This window comes from Sinorhizobium sp. NFACC03 (genome assembly GCF_900103435.1).
In the GTDB taxonomy this organism is placed as follows: Bacteria; Pseudomonadota; Alphaproteobacteria; order Rhizobiales; family Rhizobiaceae; genus Ensifer.
Genome location: NZ_FMXF01000048.1, coordinates 1 through 17,447, shown reverse-complemented (window position 1 = coordinate 17,447; position 17,447 = coordinate 1). Strand labels below are relative to the sequence as shown.

Genomic DNA, 17,447 nt, shown 5'->3' with positions numbered 1-17,447 from the left:
AGGTCATTCAATGGTTTCCGGGGCATTTGTCATGAGCGAAATTCTTATCCGCAATGGGACGATAGTTGCGATGGATCGCGCTCACGGCGCAACACCATTTGCCGCTGACATCCTGATCGAAGGCACCGAGATCAGATCGATCGGGTCGAGTCTTGCCGCCAGGCCCGATGCCCAAATCATCGAGGCACGCGGCAAGCTGGTCCTGCCGGGACTGGTCAATGCCCATACGCATTCCAGTGAGACATTCCTGCGGGGGCGCTATGAGCGCATGCCGCTCGAACTCTGGCTGCTCTATGCCTATCCGCTGTTGATGAACGACCCGATCGGCGAGCGCCTGCTGTACCTGCGCAGCCTGCTGCTGGCGATGGAATCGCTGCGCAACGGCGTCACGACACTCTGCGACGATTTTTTCGACCCGCCCCGGCACGATCTCGACCGGCTTGCCACCGTTTTTCGCGCCTACGACGATGCCGGAATCCGCGCCAATGTTTCCAGCGCGACGATGAATGTGCATCCGCTTGATGCCCTGCCTTTTGTGCGCGAGATAATGCCCTCGGCGATGCAGGATCTTCTCGATTTTGGACCGCCGATGTCGGCAGGAGCGTATGCGGACTATTGCCGCGCTGCCTTTTCCAGCCTGCACGGGATGTCGGGCCGCCTGCAGTTCATGATCGCCCCTTCCGCGCCGCAGCGCTGCACGCCCGATCTCATGGCGGCCTGTATGGAGCTGGCGGTGGAGAGAAGCGTGCCGTTCCACACGCATGTCCTCGAAACCAAGACCCAGGCGGTGACTGGGCTCGTTCATCACGGCAAGTCCTTGATCGCCTATATGCATGATCTCGGCCTTCTGAAACGCAATACGACCATCGCGCATTCGGTGTGGGTCAGCGACAAGGACATCGAACTGATGGGGGAGGCGGGTGTCTCCGTTGCCCACAACGCCGTCTCCAACCTGAAGCTTGGCGCCGGGATCGCGCCGATCCGCCGCCTGCTTGATGCCGGTGTGACGGTCGGCCTTGGCACGGATGGCGTTTCGTCGAACGACACATCTCGCATCTTCGACGTCATGCGCGTCGCCGGTCTCGTTCATAGCGCCGCCGGTCCTGACTATGAGCAATGGCTGAGGGCGGACGAAATTCTCACCATGGCGACCATCGGTGGCGCCAAGACGGCGATGCTGGAACAGGTGACCGGCTCCCTGGAAGTCGGCAAGTCGGCCGACCTTCTTGTCCTGGATATGCGCAACTATCCTTTCGTGCCGCTCAACGATGTCGCCAAACACCTTGTCTATTCGGAAAACGGATCGTCGATCGGGACGGTGATGGTTGCCGGACGGATCGTGATGCAGGAGGGGCGCCTGACCACGGTGGACGAACAGGCCGTGTTCGACGAGATTTCCGAACTCGTGCCGGCATATCTTGCCGAACACGCCGAGCTTGAGCGCCGCAACGCGATCTTCGAACCCGTCCTGGCAGAGGTCCATCGAATGGCGACCGGGATGGACATTTCTCTCAACCGATACCAAGGCGATGCCGTATGACGCGACCTCGACGACAGACGATTTTTCGCAGAGACGTGTGCGGCCACCCGTTTAACGTGCGGACACCAGAGCTCGTTTTCCGCATGCGAAATTATGTCACTTCTTCGGTCTTGCCGGCTTTGTCGCAACGCTCAGTAGCAAAAAATTTGGGCAAAGCGCATCGTTCGTGTAGCGCGACCAATGACAACCATCTATGGATGATATTACACGCGTAACGTGCGATTTTCTGCTTCGCAAGTTCAGCGAAAGTTTTACGAAAGCTTTGCGGCACCCGGGCATGGTTTGCGGGCGCTTCGCGATTTGGGCGGCCTTCGGGGGAAGGCAGACGGGGAACCGATGACATTGCTGATCGTTGTTCTTGTACTTGCTCTTGCAGGCATGGCGTTCACCTGGCTGAAAATGCTTAAGCGCTTTCAGTCGGCTCTCGCCGTCGCCGCTTGGATGCTCCGGGCCGTCACCAATGCAGTCCTTCGGCCGTGGAAGGCCTGGTTCGCCTTCATTGCTGCCTTCTTGATCAGCCTGGCGTTTTTCCAGAGTGCGCACGCGCAATCGTCTGGTTGCAGTGCGATCAACGCAACGTGGGGGAGCGGCGTTTCCCTCTCGAATACAAGCGAGTTGTGGCAGGCTAACCTTAGCGTCCTCGCGGGCGAAAAAGTCACATACAGGGTTACTTCATCTGGCACTGTGAATTCGAACAGCGCAGGCTTCGCGATTTACAAGAACGCTGGCGTTAATATGTCTGACGGCACTTCATTTGAAGCATATGCTGCACCCGGCGCGGAGTTGAATCTAAACGCTACATTGACAATACCCGCTGACGATACTGAGTTTGTGGTTTACGCTTGGAGCGAGCCCGCTGGCGGAACCGTAAATGCGACGGTTACGTGCGCTGGAAAGAGCGACCAGACCATCACGTTCAACAACCCGGGCCCGCAGAATTTCGGCACGACGCCGACGCTGACGGCGAGCGCCAGTTCCGGGCTCAGCCCCGTCTTTACCTCCGCGACCACCGGCGTTTGCACCGTTGATGGCGCAGGAGTGTTGAGCTTCGTGACGACCGGGACCTGCACGATCAATGCCAACCAGGCCGGCGATGCGTCCTACAACGCCGCCCCGCAGGTACAGCAGAGTTTTGCCGTCAACCCCGCCGTACCGATTGCCAGTGCCGTTTCGGCGACAGTCAGCGCCAACTCGTCGGCAAACCCCATCACGTTGAACCTTTCCGGTGGAACAGCGACGTCGGTGGCGGTCAGCGCGTCGGCTGCGCATGGCACGGCGACGGCTTCGGGAACTACCATTACCTATACGCCAACGCCAGGCTATGCCGGCCCCGACAGCTTCACCTATACGGCGGCGAATGCGGGTGGCACATCGGCTCCAGCGACGGTTACCATCACCGTATCGGCCCCGACCATCGTTTTGCCGAACGTCTCGCTGGCGGCGGGGACCGTTGGGACGGCCTATAGCCAGACGCTGACGGCTTCCGGCGGCACCAGCCTCTACACCTTCTCTGTATCCGGCACATTACCGGCTGGTCTCACCCTCTCGTCCGGAGGTGTACTTTCCGGAACGCCGACCGTTGCGGGGAGCTACAGCTTCCAGATTGTCGCTACCGACAGCTCGACTGGCCCTAGCGCGCCTTTCTCGGGCTCGCGGGGGTACACACTGAACGTCAACGAGATCGTCCCGGTTGCAGGCGCGGTATCGGCGACGGTCAATGCGAACTCGTCAGCGAACCCGATCACACCGAACCTTTCCGGCGGCGCGGCGACGTCGGTGGCGATCGGCACGGCGGCGTCGCACGGCACGGCCTCGGCCTCCGGCGCGACCGTTACCTATACGCCGATACCGGGCTACTCCGGCTCTGACAGCTTCACCTACACCGCCACGAATTCAGCCGGCACCTCTTCGCCCGCGACGGTCACCATCACGGTGAACCGACCCACACTGGCCCTGTCGCCAGCAGCAGGGCCGCTGCCCGGCGGCACGACCGACGTTGCCTATAGCCAGTCAATGACCGCATCGCTCGGCACGGCGCCCTATACCTATGGGCTCACGATCACCTCCGGCACGCTCCCAACGGGGCTGTCTTTCAATGCCGCGACAGGCACTCTTTCCGGCACCCCGACGACGACAGGCATCGTCAACTTCAGCGTCTCTGCGGTAGACGCCTACGGCGCGAGCGGCTCGGCCGCCTATTCGCTGACGACCATATTGGGGCTGCAGGCGCCCGTCGCCGGCAATGCGTCCGCGACGGTCGATGCCAATTCGGCGAACAACGCAATCACGCTCGCCCTCACGGGCGGCGCCGCAGATAGCGTGGCGGTCGCGTCTGCGCCGACCCACGGCACCGCGTCGGCTTCGGGCACGACAATCACCTACACGCCGACATCAGGCTATTCCGGCTCCGACAGCTTCACCTACACGGCCACCAATACCGCGGGCACGTCCGCGGCCGCGACGGTCACGATCACCGTGAGTGCGCTGCCAAAATTGTCGATCAATGACATAAGCCAGGCCGAGGGTAATTCCGGCACCATCAGCTTCACCTTCACGATATCGCTGGACAAACCGGCCGGTGTTGGCGGGGTGACCTTCGACATTGCGACGGCAAACGGTACCGCCAACGCCCCTGGCGACTACACAACCAATTCCACAAGTGGTCAGGTCAGCCAGGGCGCGACCGACGCCACGTTCACAGTGCTTGCGCTGGGTGATACGGACTTTGAGCCGAACGAGACATTCTTCGTCAATGTCACAAACGTCGCCGGCGCGACGGTCGTCGACAGCCAAGGTATGGGCACTATCCTCAATGACGACGCGGCGCCTGCTCCGTCGATCGCCAACGTCACCCCGGATGCCGGGGGCACGGCCGGGGGCACGGTGGTCACCATTACCGGTACGGGTTTCACCGATACGACTGCGGTTACCTTCGGCGGCGTTGCCGGGAGCAACCTCACCGTCGTCGACGACGGTGAGGTCACGGTGACGACGCCCGCTCATGCCGCTGGAGCCGTAGTGGTTGCCCTTACTACGCCGAACGGAACCGATACGTTAAATGGTGGCTTTACCTACCAGACATCGGTTCCGACGATCACGGTCTCGGCCTCCGACAGCAATCCGGTGCTCGGCGCATCGGTGACCTTTATGGCGACCTTGGCCGGCGGCGCGTCACCGACGGGAACCGTCACCTTCAAGAACGGATCCACGGCGCTTGGAACCGGCACCGTGTCCGGCACCACGGCCGCCTTCAGCACCGCGGCGCTCGCCGTCGGCGTGCATTCCATCACCGCTGAATATTCCGGTGATGGCAACAATGCGGCTGCGGTCTCGGCTGCCGTCACCGTTACGGTCGGGCAGGTTGCCCCGACGGTCACGGTCTCGGCCTCGAACAGCAATCCGGTGCTTGGCGCATCGGTGACCTTCACGGCGAGCTTGGCCGGCGGCGCGTCACCGACGGGAAGCGTCACCTTCAAGAACGGATCCACCACGCTTGGAACCGGCACCGTGTCCGGCACCACGGCCGCCTTCAGCACCGCGGCGCTGGCCGTTGGCGTGCATTCCATCACCGCTGAATATTCCGGTGATGGCAACAATGCCGCAGCGGTCTCGGCCGCCGTCACCGTTACGGTCGGGCAGGTTGCCCCAACGGTCACGGTCTTGGCCTCGAACAGCAATCCGGTGCTCGGCGCATCGGTGACCTTCACGGCGAGCTTGGCCGGCGGCGCGTCACCGACGGGAAGCATCACCTTCAAGAACGGATCCACGACGCTTGGGACCGGCTCCGTCTCCGGCACCACGGCCACGTTCAGCACCGCGGCGCTGAGCGTCGGCGCGCATTCCATCACCGCCGAATATTCCGGTGATAGCAACAATACCGCTGCGGCCTCAAGCGCTGTCACGGTCACGGTGGCAGCCTCGGCCATAACGTTCAGCCCCGCCGGCGGCGCGCTGCCCGAGGCCATGGTTGGTGAGGCTTACAGCCAGCAGATCTTCGCAACGGGGGGAGCGGGAGCGCTAAGCTACAGTCTCAAATCCGGCACGTTGCCGGCCGGAATGATCCTCAACATCTCCACCGGCGAGTTGACGGGTCCCCTCGATACGGCGGCCGAGGCGAAGGACTATAGCTTCACCATCGAAGCGCGTGACGGTCACGGCACCACCGGAACGGCAAGCTACACTCTGACGGTCAAAACACGCGCCGTCACCGTCACTGACAAGACAGTCGACGTTCCGTCGGGCAGCATGCCGGTCAATGTCAACCTCGAGGCCGGCGCCACTGGCGGTCCGTTCACTGATGCGAGCCCCACATTCGTGGAACCGGCCAATGCGGGCGAGGCGAGCATCGTGCGGGGTGAATTTGCCGCAGCGGGTCCGACGCCTCTCGGCTGGTATCTGAAGTTTATCCCGAACCCGGCCTACTCGGGTACCGTGCGGGTCGGCTTCAGGCTGATGAACGCGCAAGGCGCCTCCAACACCGGTACGGTGACCTACAAGATCGGCTACAATCCCGCCGAGGTCGCCGATAACATTGATGACCTCGTGCACGGTTTCGTCCAGACCCGGCAGGGCCTGATCGCCTCGTCGATCAGGGTTCCGGGCCTTCTGGAACGCCGGCAGCTGGACAACGCCACGGATCCAGTCACCGCCCGTATGACGCCGTCGGAAGATGGCATAACGGCCAGCTTCGCAACCAGTCTTGCGCAAATGGAATCGGCGCGAAACAGTGCGGACGGTGTTGCTGGCGGCTATGCCCCGCCGTTCAACGTCTGGATCGACGGCACGCTGATGGCGCATAAGCGAGACGAGAACGACGACAAGTGGGGCAGCTTCGCCATGCTCAATCTCGGCGCCGATTATCTGATTTCTGAAAAGGCGCTGGTCGGCCTGTCGCTCCATTTCGACCGGATGACCGATCCGACGAAGGAGGACGCCGAATTGACGGGCAACGGCTGGCTCGCCGGCCCCTACGCCTCGCTCGAGATCGGCAAGGGCGTGTTCTGGGATACAAGCCTGCTCTATGGCGGCTCGGCGAACGACATCGACACAGCCTTCTGGGACGGTTCGTTCGACACGAAACGCTGGTTGATCGACACCGCGATCATGGGCGAATGGCAAATCGACGAGGCCACGGTGCTGACGCCGGAGCTCCGGGCTGTCTACTTCAACGAGACGGTCAAGGACTATGGCGTGCGCAACGGTGCGGGCGACGAAATCACCATCGAGGGCTTCGACGTCGAACAGTTCCGAATAAGTCTCGGGGCGGAGATCGCGCGTTCCTTCACCCTGGAGAACGGCTCCACTGTGACGCCGAAGCTCGGTGCAACAGCCGGTTATGCCGGTCTCGACGGCTCCGGCGCCTACGGCACACTGACCGCCGGCCTGACGCTGGAGACCGTCGATTTCTGGATGCTCGACGCCAGCCTCCTTCTCGACATCGAGGGTGACGGCCAGAAATCTCTTGGGGGACGGGTGAGGGCTGCAAAGCAATTCTGAGCAGGCCTGACCCCGACTGAAACAGAAAGCCGCAGTGGGACGCACAGCGGCTTTCGTCCCTCTTGAGCCAAGTTCCAACCATTATTTCGCGTCATCGGAGGATTGTTCGCCGTCTTGGCGGCGCGGTGTCGGGTGCGAAGCTCTACGCAGCGATCCTCTTCCAAGGCTTAGGGTGGCGTTTCGATCGGGTGACCGCTTGACAATGGGGCCGGGTTTGAATTAATGGGTAATCGATAACCCAACAAGGGCACCAGTCGTGACAATCTCGCTTTCTGATATCGCGGAGCGTGCGGGCGTCTCAGTGAAGACGGTCTCCGGCGCATTGCACGGCGGGTCCGCTCGAATGTCGGACGAGACCCGTCAGAAGGTCAAGGCGATTGCGGAGGAACTCGGCTATGTAACGAACCTGGCGGCGCGCGGCGTGCGTCAGGGCTGGCTTCCGCTGGTCGGCGTCGTGTCCGATGGGTTGATCACCTCGCCCTTCGCCACCGAAATTGTGCGAGGACTCGATGGGGCCGCGCGTAGCGCCGGCATGGCCGTCTTCGCTGTCAACCACAGCAGCGGACAGTCGATCGGCTCGGTGCTCGACGAAGTGCAGCAGTTCCGGCCGCGCGCCGTTGCCTACGCCGCCATGTATCACAAGGACGTCGATCTGCCGCCAACGTTGGCCGGTTCCGTCGGGGTCATGATCAACTGCCGCGAGGCCTCGGGCCGTGTCACGTCGCTGGTCCCGCACGAAGAGGGCGGGGCACGTGAGATTGTGCGTTACCTGCTGGCCGCAGGCCGGCGCCGTATCGCCTTCATCAACTTGCCGGGCATTCTGGCCGGCTCCTTGCGCGAGAAGGGCTTTCGTGCGGCGCTGGAGGAGGCAGGCATCGACCCGCTCGGCGTGTTTCCGGCCGTGCGCCGCAGCGTTTACAGCGACCGCGCGCCAAGCCTTGTTTCGTCCCATGTGGAGGAACTTCTTTCCGGTCAGCGGCCGGACGCCATCCTGTGCGGCAACGACCGCGTGGCGATGGAGGTCTATGCCGCGCTTGCGCGTGCCGGCCTTCGCATCCCGGACGACATTGCGGTGGCAAGTTTCGACAACCAGGTCGAGCTTGCCTCGCGGTTGGATCCGCCATTGACGACAATGGCCCTGCCGCACCGCGCGATGGGCCGCCTTGCCATGGAGATCCTGCTCGCCGGGCAACCTGAGCCGCCGCATCTGCGGCAGTTGCCCTTCCATCTGGTCGAGCGGGCATCCGTCTAAATTCAGTTTTGTAATCGCATTCAACAGGAGGAGAAAACAATGACTGCGCACTTGGGTAATCGTTTACGCAATACACTCTGCGCCGCCACGGCGCTCTTGGGGAGCGCCGGTATTGCCGACGCAAAAACCGTCGTTCATGTCATGCACCAGGGCGATCCGGGCTGGGTGAAGGCCTATGGCGATGTCGCCAAGCGCTTCGAGGACGCCAATCCGGATGTCGACATCGAACTGATCTACGCGCCCCACGACGCCTATAACGAGAAGTTCAGCGCCGCCGTCATGGCCAAGCAGTTGCCGGACGTGATGGAACTCGACGCACCGTTCCTCGCCAACTACGTCTGGTCCGGATACCTGCAGCCGATCAAGCCGCTCGTCGATAAGGATGTCCTCGACGACATGACCGGCTCGAACATCGCCCAGGGCACTTATCCGATCGACAAGGACCTCTATGCGATCGGCCTCACCGACTCCTCGGTCGTCCTCTACGGCAACAAGAAATATCTCGAAGCCATCGGCGCACGCATTCCGAAATCCGTCGACGACGCCTGGACCCGCGAGGAATTCGAAGGATATCTCGAAAAGCTCTCCAAGCTCGAAGGCGTGAAGTGGCCGATCGACACCTTCCGCGGCTACGGCATCAAGACCGAGTGGATCACTTATGCCTATGGCCCGCTGCTCGAAAGCGCCGGCTGCGATCTGATCGATCGCAAGGCGTGGAAGGCGAGCGGTACGCTCGACAGCGAAGCCTGCGTCAAAGCGCTCACGATGATGCAGACGTGGGTAAAGAACGGCTGGGTCGTTCCGACCTCGTCGGGTACCAACCAGTTCTATGCCGAAGGCCAGCCGGCAGCACTCGCCATGGGCGGGCACTGGTTCTATGCGGAAGCCGCCGCCGCGATGAAGGACAATATCGTCGTCATGCCGCTGCCAAAGATCGGTAAGAAGGGCGTCAGCCCGAACGGCACCTGGATCTGGGGCATCTCGGCGACCTCCGAAAATCCTGAGGCCGCGGGCAAGTTCCTGAGCTTCCTTCTGAAGGACAAGGACTATCGCGACTACGCCAAGACCCAGTCGGCATATCCGGGCCTGAAGAGCTTTGCAGCGGAATCCCCGCTCTACGCTGAAGGCGGACCGCTTGCTGTCGCCTTCGAACAGGCCTCGAAGTCCGCGGTCGCCCGTCCGCCGCACCCGGCCTATCCGACGATTACTTCGGCCTTCATGCAGGCGGTCGACAAGATATTCAACGGCGGCGACGCACAGGAAGCCCTGACGGCCGCCGCCAGGAAGATCGACCAGGACATCGAGGACAACGCCGGCTATCCGCCGTTCGACGAACAGCAATAAGGCGTTATCGCAGGGCCGTCACTCTGACCGGCCCTGCGCCATCTCGGGAGGATGAGCGATGAGGAGGAGACCATGAGTTTGCAACAGACGTCTGCGCCGGCCATTCCGCGCACCGGCAGGCGACGTGACCGGCAGCGGTTTTGGCAGGAAGTCGCGATGATCGCGCCCGCCGTGCTGCTGCTTGCCATCTTCCTGATCACGCCGTTCCTTCTGTCCTTCTGGACGGCGATGACCAACCAGCCGCTCGTGCCGCGCCCGACGCCGGTGCGCTTCGTCGGCCTCCTGAACTTTCAGCGCGTCTTTACCGATCCGTTGTTCTGGACGTCGCTCTGGAACGTCACGCGCTTCACGGTCTGGGTGCTCCCGGTCCAGTGCGGTCTGGCCTTCCTGACGGCGCTGCTGCTCCACCAAAAACTGCCGATGCGCAATCTTCTGCGCGGCATGTTCTTCCTGCCGGCGATCACCTCCATGGTTGTCGTCTGCGTGATCTGGGGCACGCTGTTTCAGTATCCTAGCGGTCCGCTCAATCAGATCGTCGGCTTCTTGTCCGCTGGAATGATCCAGCCGATCGATTGGCTCGGCGACCCGAACTGGGCGATGTTCTCGATCGTGCTGCTGTCGGCCTGGCAGGCCTATGGCTTCCAGATGATCATCTACCTTGCCGGGCTGCAGGGCATCCCGGAAGAGCTTTACGACGCCGCCCGCATCGATGGGGCAAGCGCGCTGCGCCGCTTCTGGCACGTGACCATGCCGGGCCTGCGTCCCACCCATGTTTTCGTGCTGGTCATCACGACGATCCAGGCTTTCAAGCTCTACACCCAAGTTGCAATCCTCACCCAGGGCGGGCCGAAGGAAAGCACGGAGACCGTGGTGCACTACATGGTGCGCGCCGGTTTCGAGGAACAGAAGCTTGGATTTGCCTCGGCCGTCTCCGTCATTCTCTTCGTCATCGTTCTTCTGATCGCGCTTCTCCAGCGCAAACTCCTGAGGCGCTTCGATGTCTGATCTCGTGCTCAACCAGCCCGCCCCGCTGGCCATATCCCGGGGCAACAGCAAGACGAGCCTGCGCGCCGTCCAGACCGTCTGCATCTTCATTGTTGCTCTGGTGATGATTTCGCCACTCTTCATGCTGCTCATTGCCAGCCTCAAGGACGACCGTTTCCGCATCCTTGCAGACATGGGCAGCTTCCGCGCCTTCTGGGTGAGCGACCCGACGCTCTCGAACTACAGGGAGATCGCCAATTTCTCCGGCGAGCTTGCCTATGGCCGCTACCTGTTCAACTCGCTGGTGATCCTCGTCGTCACCGTCGTGTCGGGACTGATCATCAACTCCATGGCAGGCTTTGTGCTCGCCTGGGGCTCGCTGCGCGGCAAGGCGGTCCTGCTTGCGCTCGTCGTCGCGCTCTATGTGATCCCGCAGGAAAGCATCATTATGCCGCTCGTCGTCATGATGTCGCGGGCAGGGCTGACGGACACCTTTGCCGTCCAGATCCTGCCCTGGGTAGCAAGCCCGCTCTATGTCTTCCTCTTCTACCAGTTCTTCGCGCAACTGCCGAAGGAACTCTATGAAGCGGCGGAAATGGACGGAGCCTCGGCCTTTCGCATCTACCGTTCGATCTACATGCCGCTCAGCCTGCCGGCGCTCGCAACGGTGTCGATCCTCATGGGGATCGAGAGCTGGAACCAGTATCTCTGGCCGACACTCGTCACCCAGACCGACCATGCACGGCCGATCTCGGTCGCAATTGCCACCTTCTTTGGACAGGACAGCATCTACTGGGACCGCGCGATGGCTGCGTCCGTCCTGATGATGATCCCCGTCCTCATTCTCTACCTCGCCTTCCAGCGCTGGTTCGTAAGCTCGTTCGTCGGCTCCGCCGTGAAAGGTTGACTATGACTTCCCAAACAAAACCCGCGAGCCCCGCGCTTGATATCATCGAGGCCACGTTTGCCGCCGGCACGGTCCTGCATCTCTGGCTAAAGGCGCGCTCAGCGGGCCGCGAGGCGAAGCTCTTCGTGAGCGTGGAGCGCAATGACATCGCCGATCCGTCCACGCGCCGCACCGAGGAGTTCGAATTCTTCGCGGTGACGCTCGGGACCGGTGGCCACACCGTGCTTGCCTATGATGCGGAAACGACCGCGCTCTCAGTGGTCTACGCATTCCATCCGCAGACGGTGCTGGAGGAGGGGATCCGCGTGTTGTATCACGAGATGCGCACCGCACCGCCTCAGGTGCCGGCCGGCTACCACTTCCGGCCGCCCTTCGGCTGGATGAACGACCCGAACGGTTTCGGCCGTTTCGGCGGCCGCGGCCATCTCTTCTACCAGCACTATCCGCACGGTTTGCGCTGGAACACCATGCATTGGGGACACGCCGTCTCGACAGATCTGATCCACTGGACGCACCTGCCGATGTTCCTCTTTCCGGCGGATCATCTGTCCGAAAGGGACGACGGCCGCGGCGGCGCCTTTTCCGGCTCGGCCATCCCCATTTCCGGGCCTGAGGGGGAGGAGATCCGCGTCTTCTATACCGAACACGTTCGCGATCGGCAGCCGGAAGAGCAGATCCAGCTCTCCGCCCTCAGTCGCGACGGCATCGTCGCCGGTCCATCGAAGGTGGTTCTGCCGGTCCGTCCGGAAGGCTTGAACCTCACCACCGACTTCCGGGATCCCTATGTCTTCAAGGGCCCGGACGGCCGTTGGAAGATGCTGCTCGGCAGTCGCGACAGGTCGGGCGGTGTCGTCCTGCTCTATGAAACGACGAACCCGGAAGGCGCTGCCGGCTGGACCTTCCTCGGCATCATCCATCGCGAGGACCGTTTCGGCATGACCGCAGCGGAATGCCCCTGCATGGTGCCGCTCGGTGGGAAGGCGGACGATCCGGATACCCGTTGGGCGCTGATCTTCGGCCTGCTGACCAGCCGCGATCCCGCAACCGGCCGGCGTAACCTGACGTCGGTTACCGTCGGCCGCTTTGACGGCCGCAAATTCCTGGCCGAGTTCGAGCAGGAGCTGGATTTCGGTTCCGACGCCTATGCCTTCCAGGCTTTCGTCGACGGCGACGAGCCGGTCGGCATCGCTTGGCTCGCCAACTGGACGGACTTTTCCAAGAAAGACGACTTCCCGACCGCAATGACGCTGCCGCGTCGCGTGCTTCTCGACGGAGATGCCGTTCTGACGCCGCCGAGCGTCGCAGCGGAAAGCCTCCGCCACATGTTGCTCGACGAAGCGACGCTCGCTGCCGGCGAGACGGTTCCGCTTGAAAGCGGCGCGGTCGAGATCGTGCTCTCGCTGCCCGAGCCCGGCGCTGCGTTTGAACTCGCCTTCGATCACCCGGACGTCAAGCTCGGCGTGAAGCTTGATGGCTTCGGCCTGGCGATCCTCTTTGATGCCGGCACTGGCAAAGAGCCGCCGCGATACCTCGCATCCGGCGCCAAGCCTTCGGAGCTGCGCATCTTTCTCGACGCAGGTTCCATCGAGGTGTTCGCCGACAACGGCCGCTGGACCGGCACCAAGCGCATTCCGGGATTTTCCGCCGCTCGTTCGGCGACGCTAACCGGTGCCGCCGCCAGTGCAAAAATCTGGCAACTCAAGCTTTAAGGGAGCAAGACAATGGCATCGGTAACGATCGATCGCGTTTTGAAGCAATATGGGGCAGCCTCCGTCATCCACGGCGTTTCCGTGAATATCGAGGATGGCGAGTTCGTCACGCTCGTCGGCCCGTCCGGCTGCGGCAAGTCCACGCTTCTGCGCATGCTGGCGGGGCTGGAGGACATCAGCGGCGGCGAGATCCGCATCGACGGCCGCATCGTCAACGAGGTGGCGCCGAAGGAGCGGGACATCGCCATGGTATTCCAGAGCTACGCACTCTATCCGCACATGACGGTCGCCGAGAACATGGGCTTTGCCCTGAAACTGCAGGGCCGCGACAGGGCGACGATCGACCGGCTTGTCAGGGAAGCCGCCGGTATTCTGGCGCTGGAACCGCTGCTCGATCGCTTGCCGAAGCAGCTCTCCGGTGGCCAGCGCCAGCGCGTGGCCATGGGGCGCGCAATTGTCCGCCATCCGAAGGTGTTCCTGTTCGATGAGCCGCTGTCCAATCTCGATGCCAAGCTGCGCGTGACGATGCGCAGCGAAATCAAGGAATTGCACCAGCGGCTCGGTACCACCATCGTCTACGTCACGCACGACCAGATCGAGGCGATGACGATGGCCGACAAGATCGTCGTCATGCGCGCTGGCCGCATCGAGCAGATCGGCAAACCGCTCGACCTCTACGACCGCCCAGATAACACCTTCGTCGCAACCTTCATCGGCTCGCCTGCGATGAACCTTTTTGAAGGCGACATCGGCGACGGCGGCTTCCGTATCGAGGGCGGGCTTTCCCTGCCACTACCGGGGCTCCTGGGCGGCAAAGAAGCCCGAACCTACGGCATCCGCCCGGAAGACCTCGAACTTGCCGAAACGGGCATTCCAGCAACGGTCCTGACGGTTGAGCCGACAGGCGCTGAAACCCATCTTTCGGTGCGCGTCGGCACGCAGGCGGCCGCTATCGTTCTGCATCGACGCGCGGACCTTCGCCCTGAACAGCAGGTCCACCTCGCGCCAAAAGGAGAGAAGATTCACCTCTTCTCTGCGGGGGGCGCCAGGATTAACTGAAACGGCATGCATGTCGCGCGAGGCCGTTGACCCTTTCGGGCAGAGACATGTCATCCGCCGAGCTCCTTTGGAGCGTATAAGGAGGCCGAGATCGATGCGGCGGTGGACGTTGGTTCGGAATCATTGCTCCGCTCCAATGGCTCGTGTGACATCACCAGAGGACCGACGACACCTCGACGAACAACCCGTCGACCACCTGGTTCAGGGTGCCGGTAATGACCTCTAGCTCTACGTAGGTAGCGAGGACTACCGCTGCCAGCATGGACAAGGCCGATCCGATTTCGATCACTGGCATGCGTTCGCGAGGAAGGGATATCGTAGCGCTCTCAGGAGTGGCGACGAACAGGTGATCGGCATCATGCCGGTTGTCGTTGGCTGCGCGAAGGAGACGAGACGGGCGAAAACGCTTATGTCCGCTCTTATCGCATATCCTGAGGTATCTTTCGCAGGGTGAAATGGGCATCGGAAACATCCATGACCGAACCAGATTTGGGTTACATTGTAGGCGACCCAACTGCATCGACCGTTCCCGGGGTAACTGTTGAGCTTCTGCGACGCACACGCGTGAGCCTTTCCTGGGAATCGTAAGTTCCAAAGAGTGCGGTTTCGGCAGTGAAGCTGGGTGAGTGAATCTAGCACCTTTACTGGGTTCGTCTTCCAATCCGTGAGGCTCCATGACGGAGTCAGCATGGTTGTTGAATGCATGAGGCTATGGCGGAATCTTTCTACATTCGCTGGATGAGTGACCCTTGAATCGGCCTGAAAAAGAACATATATGTACATACATACGCCAATACGAGAAATCTTAAGTTTATGTCAAAGAGTTCGACATCACTTGAAATCCTTACCGACGCAACGGTGATTGCGCTGGAAACTCTTGGTTCTCATCTGCGCACAGCTCGCGAACGCAGAGGAGAAAGCCTGAAGACAATGGCCGCAAGGATGGGGACTTCGATCCCGACGCTGCGCAGGATGGAGGCGGGCGATGCAAAGGTGTCGATAGGTGTTTATGCCGCGGCGCTTTGGATTTTTGGGAAGTCCGAAAAGCTTGCTGAGATTCTCAAACCTGGCGATGACGAGTACGCCACGATGCTCGATGTGAACCGGGCAAGCCGGAAGAGAAGATAGTATGAACGACTTCCGAGGAAACTCTCTTGCGGTCTGGTATCTCGAAAATCCGCTCGAGCCGCGCCTCGTCGGTCGGGTGAAGCTCGAGGCGAGTAACCGGAGATGCCTTCTTGAACTAGATGACGCGTGGAGGCGTTCGGGATTCCCTCTCTCTCCGGATCTCGGCCATGACATGAAGGTGCATGCCCCTTTAAAGGACATGGTGGCTCCCGGCGCTGTCGAAGACGCCATGCCGGATCGCTGGGGAGAGCGCATGATCAGGGTCGTCTCACGACCGTCGCGCATGAGTCCCCTCGACAAGCTCTGGTATGCGGGCGACCGCCGATTCGGTGCGCTTGGGATGTCTTCCAGCATCGAGGAATATCGTCCCGTCGATGAACAGCCACTCATGAGTGTGGATTCCCTTCAGGAAGCGGAGGCGCTGATTGCACGCGTCCTCGATCGCGAACCTCTCAGCGAACGAGAAAGACAGCTCATTGCCAGCGCCGGCAGCATGGGTGGCGCCCACCCCAAGATGCTGATCGAAGATGATGGGGAAGAGTGGATCGCCAAGTTTCCGCGTGGCAGCAACGTGGATCAACTCCTTGTGGAGCATGCCTGCATGGAGATGGGCCGTCGAGCCGGACTATACGTCGCGTCGTCACAGGTCATTCCCGGCGGTATCGATCATATTCTGATGGTCCGTCGCTTTGACCGTGTTGGTGATGGCCGCGTCCATGCTGTTTCAGCACGCACGATGCTGGCATCGGAGGCCGACAACAGCTATGCCACCATCGCGGCGACCATCCGACGGCATGGAGTCGCTGACTGCATACAGTCGATGCAGCGAGAACTGTTCCGCAGAATGGCGTTCAACATCATGATCGACAACACTGACGATCACACGAAGAACCATGCCTTTCTGCATACCGAGGACGGATGGCTGCTGTCGCCGGCTTTCGACATTCCCACTCAAATGAACGGTCTCGGACAACAGGCTATCCAGATCTCTTCGAATCCCAGGTTTTTGAACGACTTCAGTATCGCACACGCCGTGGCGGCGGCACCTCACTTCGGCATGTCGAGAGAGGATGCTCAGCACGAATGGAACCAAGTGGCCGGATGGATCGGAAGATGGCGGGACATCTTTTCAGAATGCGGTGTCGCTGGGGTCGACATCGACTACCTTGGCGACATCTTGGATTCGCCTGCGATGCTCGAGCATCGCCGAGAGGCCGTAGAACCGTCTGATATCGATTCACCTGATGCGCCGAACGACAGATGTCTCGCCCCTAAGCTGGCGCCCTCGCGGGGCTGAACTTGGTGGTGAGTTGCTACCTAACCTTTCGAGGGGGGTGCCCCGCCTGCGGGGATAGAAACGGTGTGCTAGTGTCAGCGCTGGAGGGGAGCGGCCGTCGGCGTTTCTTCGACATCCAGGATCAATTGGTCAAGGCAATCGGTGCTACGTTGCCGTTTGACCGCAGCATACAAGCGATCCAACGCTGAAAGATGGTTACGGCGCGTAGGCGGTTCCAGCTTGGTCTTGCACTCGTCGATCCAGATCGTTGCCCAGAACCGCGTGGCACACTCCCACGCAGTAGGAAAAAAGAGCAGCGCCCGTAATGACCTTTTACAAGGTTTCCACACCCACGCCTAAAAGGTCATTACGAGACAAAAAGCAACAGCAGCCAAACCGCCGGATAGTTCCATAATGTATATTACGTGATCTTTGTGTGTAGCCGCAAAGTTAAAGTGTCCTGATCCTGCAAAGTTGGAATGTCACTCTCCCCGGGTTTTGATGACCTGGGAGATTGCGGATGGGATTGATTGCGATGAGCGAGCGCGACCTGCAGCGGATTGAGGTCTTGTCGAAAGTGATTGCCGGGCGGATGACGCTGGTGTCGGCGGCACATGTGCTTGGCTTGAGTACCCGCCAGGTGCGTCGTCTGTTGGAGCGGATCGGCGCTGGCGGTGCGGCGTCGATCCGGCACCAGGCGATCGGCCGGCCATCGAACAACCGGATCTGCGACGGCGTACGCGATTACGCCA

At 61.3% G+C, this 17,447-nt stretch carries 12 protein-coding genes; 11 read left to right on the top strand and 1 reads right to left on the bottom strand.

From position 1 onward, the window contains the following. The first annotated feature begins 31 nt into the window (after window positions 1-31). The 8 genes from BLU35_RS32535 (at window position 32) to BLU35_RS32500 (ending at window position 14,291) form a co-directional block, all read left to right on the top strand. Complete coding sequence (locus tag BLU35_RS32535; protein ID WP_093236205.1) at window positions 32-1,540, top strand: amidohydrolase family protein; 1,509 nt, start codon at window positions 32-34, stop codon at window positions 1,538-1,540. Window positions 1,541-2,371: 831 nt separating this feature from the next. After that, a complete protein-coding gene (locus BLU35_RS32530) occupies window positions 2,372-7,036 on the top strand; it encodes an Ig-like domain repeat protein (protein WP_210185181.1) in 4,665 nt (1,554 codons plus the stop codon). A gap of 256 nt (window positions 7,037-7,292) precedes the next feature. Continuing rightward, complete coding sequence (locus BLU35_RS32525; RefSeq protein WP_176907535.1) at window positions 7,293-8,288, top strand: LacI family DNA-binding transcriptional regulator; 996 nt, start codon at window positions 7,293-7,295, stop codon at window positions 8,286-8,288. Window positions 8,289-8,339: 51 nt separating this feature from the next. Beyond that, window positions 8,340-9,632: an ABC transporter substrate-binding protein gene (locus BLU35_RS32520; RefSeq protein WP_058329185.1), complete on the top strand. Its 1,293-nt coding sequence runs from the start codon at window positions 8,340-8,342 to the stop codon at window positions 9,630-9,632. 72 nt (window positions 9,633-9,704) lie between these two features. Further along, the gene (locus BLU35_RS32515) at window positions 9,705-10,637 is read left to right on the top strand and encodes a carbohydrate ABC transporter permease (RefSeq protein WP_093236190.1); all 933 of its coding nucleotides are present in this window, start codon (window positions 9,705-9,707) and stop codon (window positions 10,635-10,637) included. Continuing rightward, the gene (locus BLU35_RS32510) at window positions 10,630-11,523 is read left to right on the top strand and encodes a carbohydrate ABC transporter permease (protein ID WP_093236189.1); all 894 of its coding nucleotides are present in this window, start codon (window positions 10,630-10,632) and stop codon (window positions 11,521-11,523) included. The genes BLU35_RS32515 and BLU35_RS32510 overlap by 8 nt, the downstream gene beginning before the upstream one ends. A gap of 2 nt (window positions 11,524-11,525) precedes the next feature. Then, window positions 11,526-13,232, top strand: a complete 1,707-nt coding sequence (locus BLU35_RS32505) for a GH32 C-terminal domain-containing protein (protein ID WP_093236188.1) — start codon at window positions 11,526-11,528, stop codon at window positions 13,230-13,232. A gap of 12 nt (window positions 13,233-13,244) precedes the next feature. Then, window positions 13,245-14,291, top strand: coding sequence for an ABC transporter ATP-binding protein (locus tag BLU35_RS32500; protein ID WP_093236187.1), 1,047 nt, complete (start codon window positions 13,245-13,247; stop codon window positions 14,289-14,291). Between the two features lie 151 nt (window positions 14,292-14,442). On the opposite strand, the gene BLU35_RS35405 is transcribed toward BLU35_RS32500, so the two are convergent. Continuing rightward, window positions 14,443-14,754: a hypothetical protein gene (locus BLU35_RS35405; RefSeq protein WP_143033036.1), complete on the bottom strand. Its 312-nt coding sequence runs from the start codon at window positions 14,752-14,754 to the stop codon at window positions 14,443-14,445. Between the two features lie 350 nt (window positions 14,755-15,104). Between BLU35_RS35405 and BLU35_RS32495 the strand changes: the two genes are divergently transcribed. The 3 genes from BLU35_RS32495 to BLU35_RS32485 all read left to right on the top strand — a co-directional run. Beyond that, a complete protein-coding gene (locus tag BLU35_RS32495) occupies window positions 15,105-15,419 on the top strand; it encodes a helix-turn-helix domain-containing protein (protein WP_093236186.1) in 315 nt (104 codons plus the stop codon). 1 nt (window position 15,420) lies between these two features. Further along, window positions 15,421-16,716 (top strand): type II toxin-antitoxin system HipA family toxin, encoded by a 1,296-nt coding sequence (locus BLU35_RS32490; RefSeq protein WP_093236185.1) that lies wholly within the window; start codon window positions 15,421-15,423, stop codon window positions 16,714-16,716. Window positions 16,717-17,215: 499 nt separating this feature from the next. After that, on the top strand, window positions 17,216-17,447 hold a 232-nt coding region (locus BLU35_RS32485), incomplete at its 3' end, for a helix-turn-helix domain-containing protein (RefSeq protein WP_143033035.1).

Excerpts from the sequence above, each read along its gene's own strand:
- BLU35_RS32535 (WP_093236205.1), top strand. The coding sequence starts at position 32 with ATGAGCGAAATTCTTATCCGCAATGGGACGATAGTTGCGATGGATCGC.
- BLU35_RS32515 (WP_093236190.1), top strand. The coding sequence starts at position 9,705 with ATGAGTTTGCAACAGACGTCTGCGCCGGCCATTCCGCGCACCGGCAGG.
- BLU35_RS32510 (WP_093236189.1), top strand. The coding sequence starts at position 10,630 with ATGTCTGATCTCGTGCTCAACCAGCCCGCCCCGCTGGCCATATCCCGG.
- BLU35_RS32505 (WP_093236188.1), top strand. The coding sequence starts at position 11,526 with ATGACTTCCCAAACAAAACCCGCGAGCCCCGCGCTTGATATCATCGAG.
- BLU35_RS32500 (WP_093236187.1), top strand. The coding sequence starts at position 13,245 with ATGGCATCGGTAACGATCGATCGCGTTTTGAAGCAATATGGGGCAGCC.
- BLU35_RS35405 (WP_143033036.1), bottom strand. The coding sequence starts at position 14,754 with ATGCCCATTTCACCCTGCGAAAGATACCTCAGGATATGCGATAAGAGC.
- BLU35_RS32495 (WP_093236186.1), top strand. The coding sequence starts at position 15,105 with ATGTCAAAGAGTTCGACATCACTTGAAATCCTTACCGACGCAACGGTG.
- BLU35_RS32490 (WP_093236185.1), top strand. The coding sequence starts at position 15,421 with ATGAACGACTTCCGAGGAAACTCTCTTGCGGTCTGGTATCTCGAAAAT.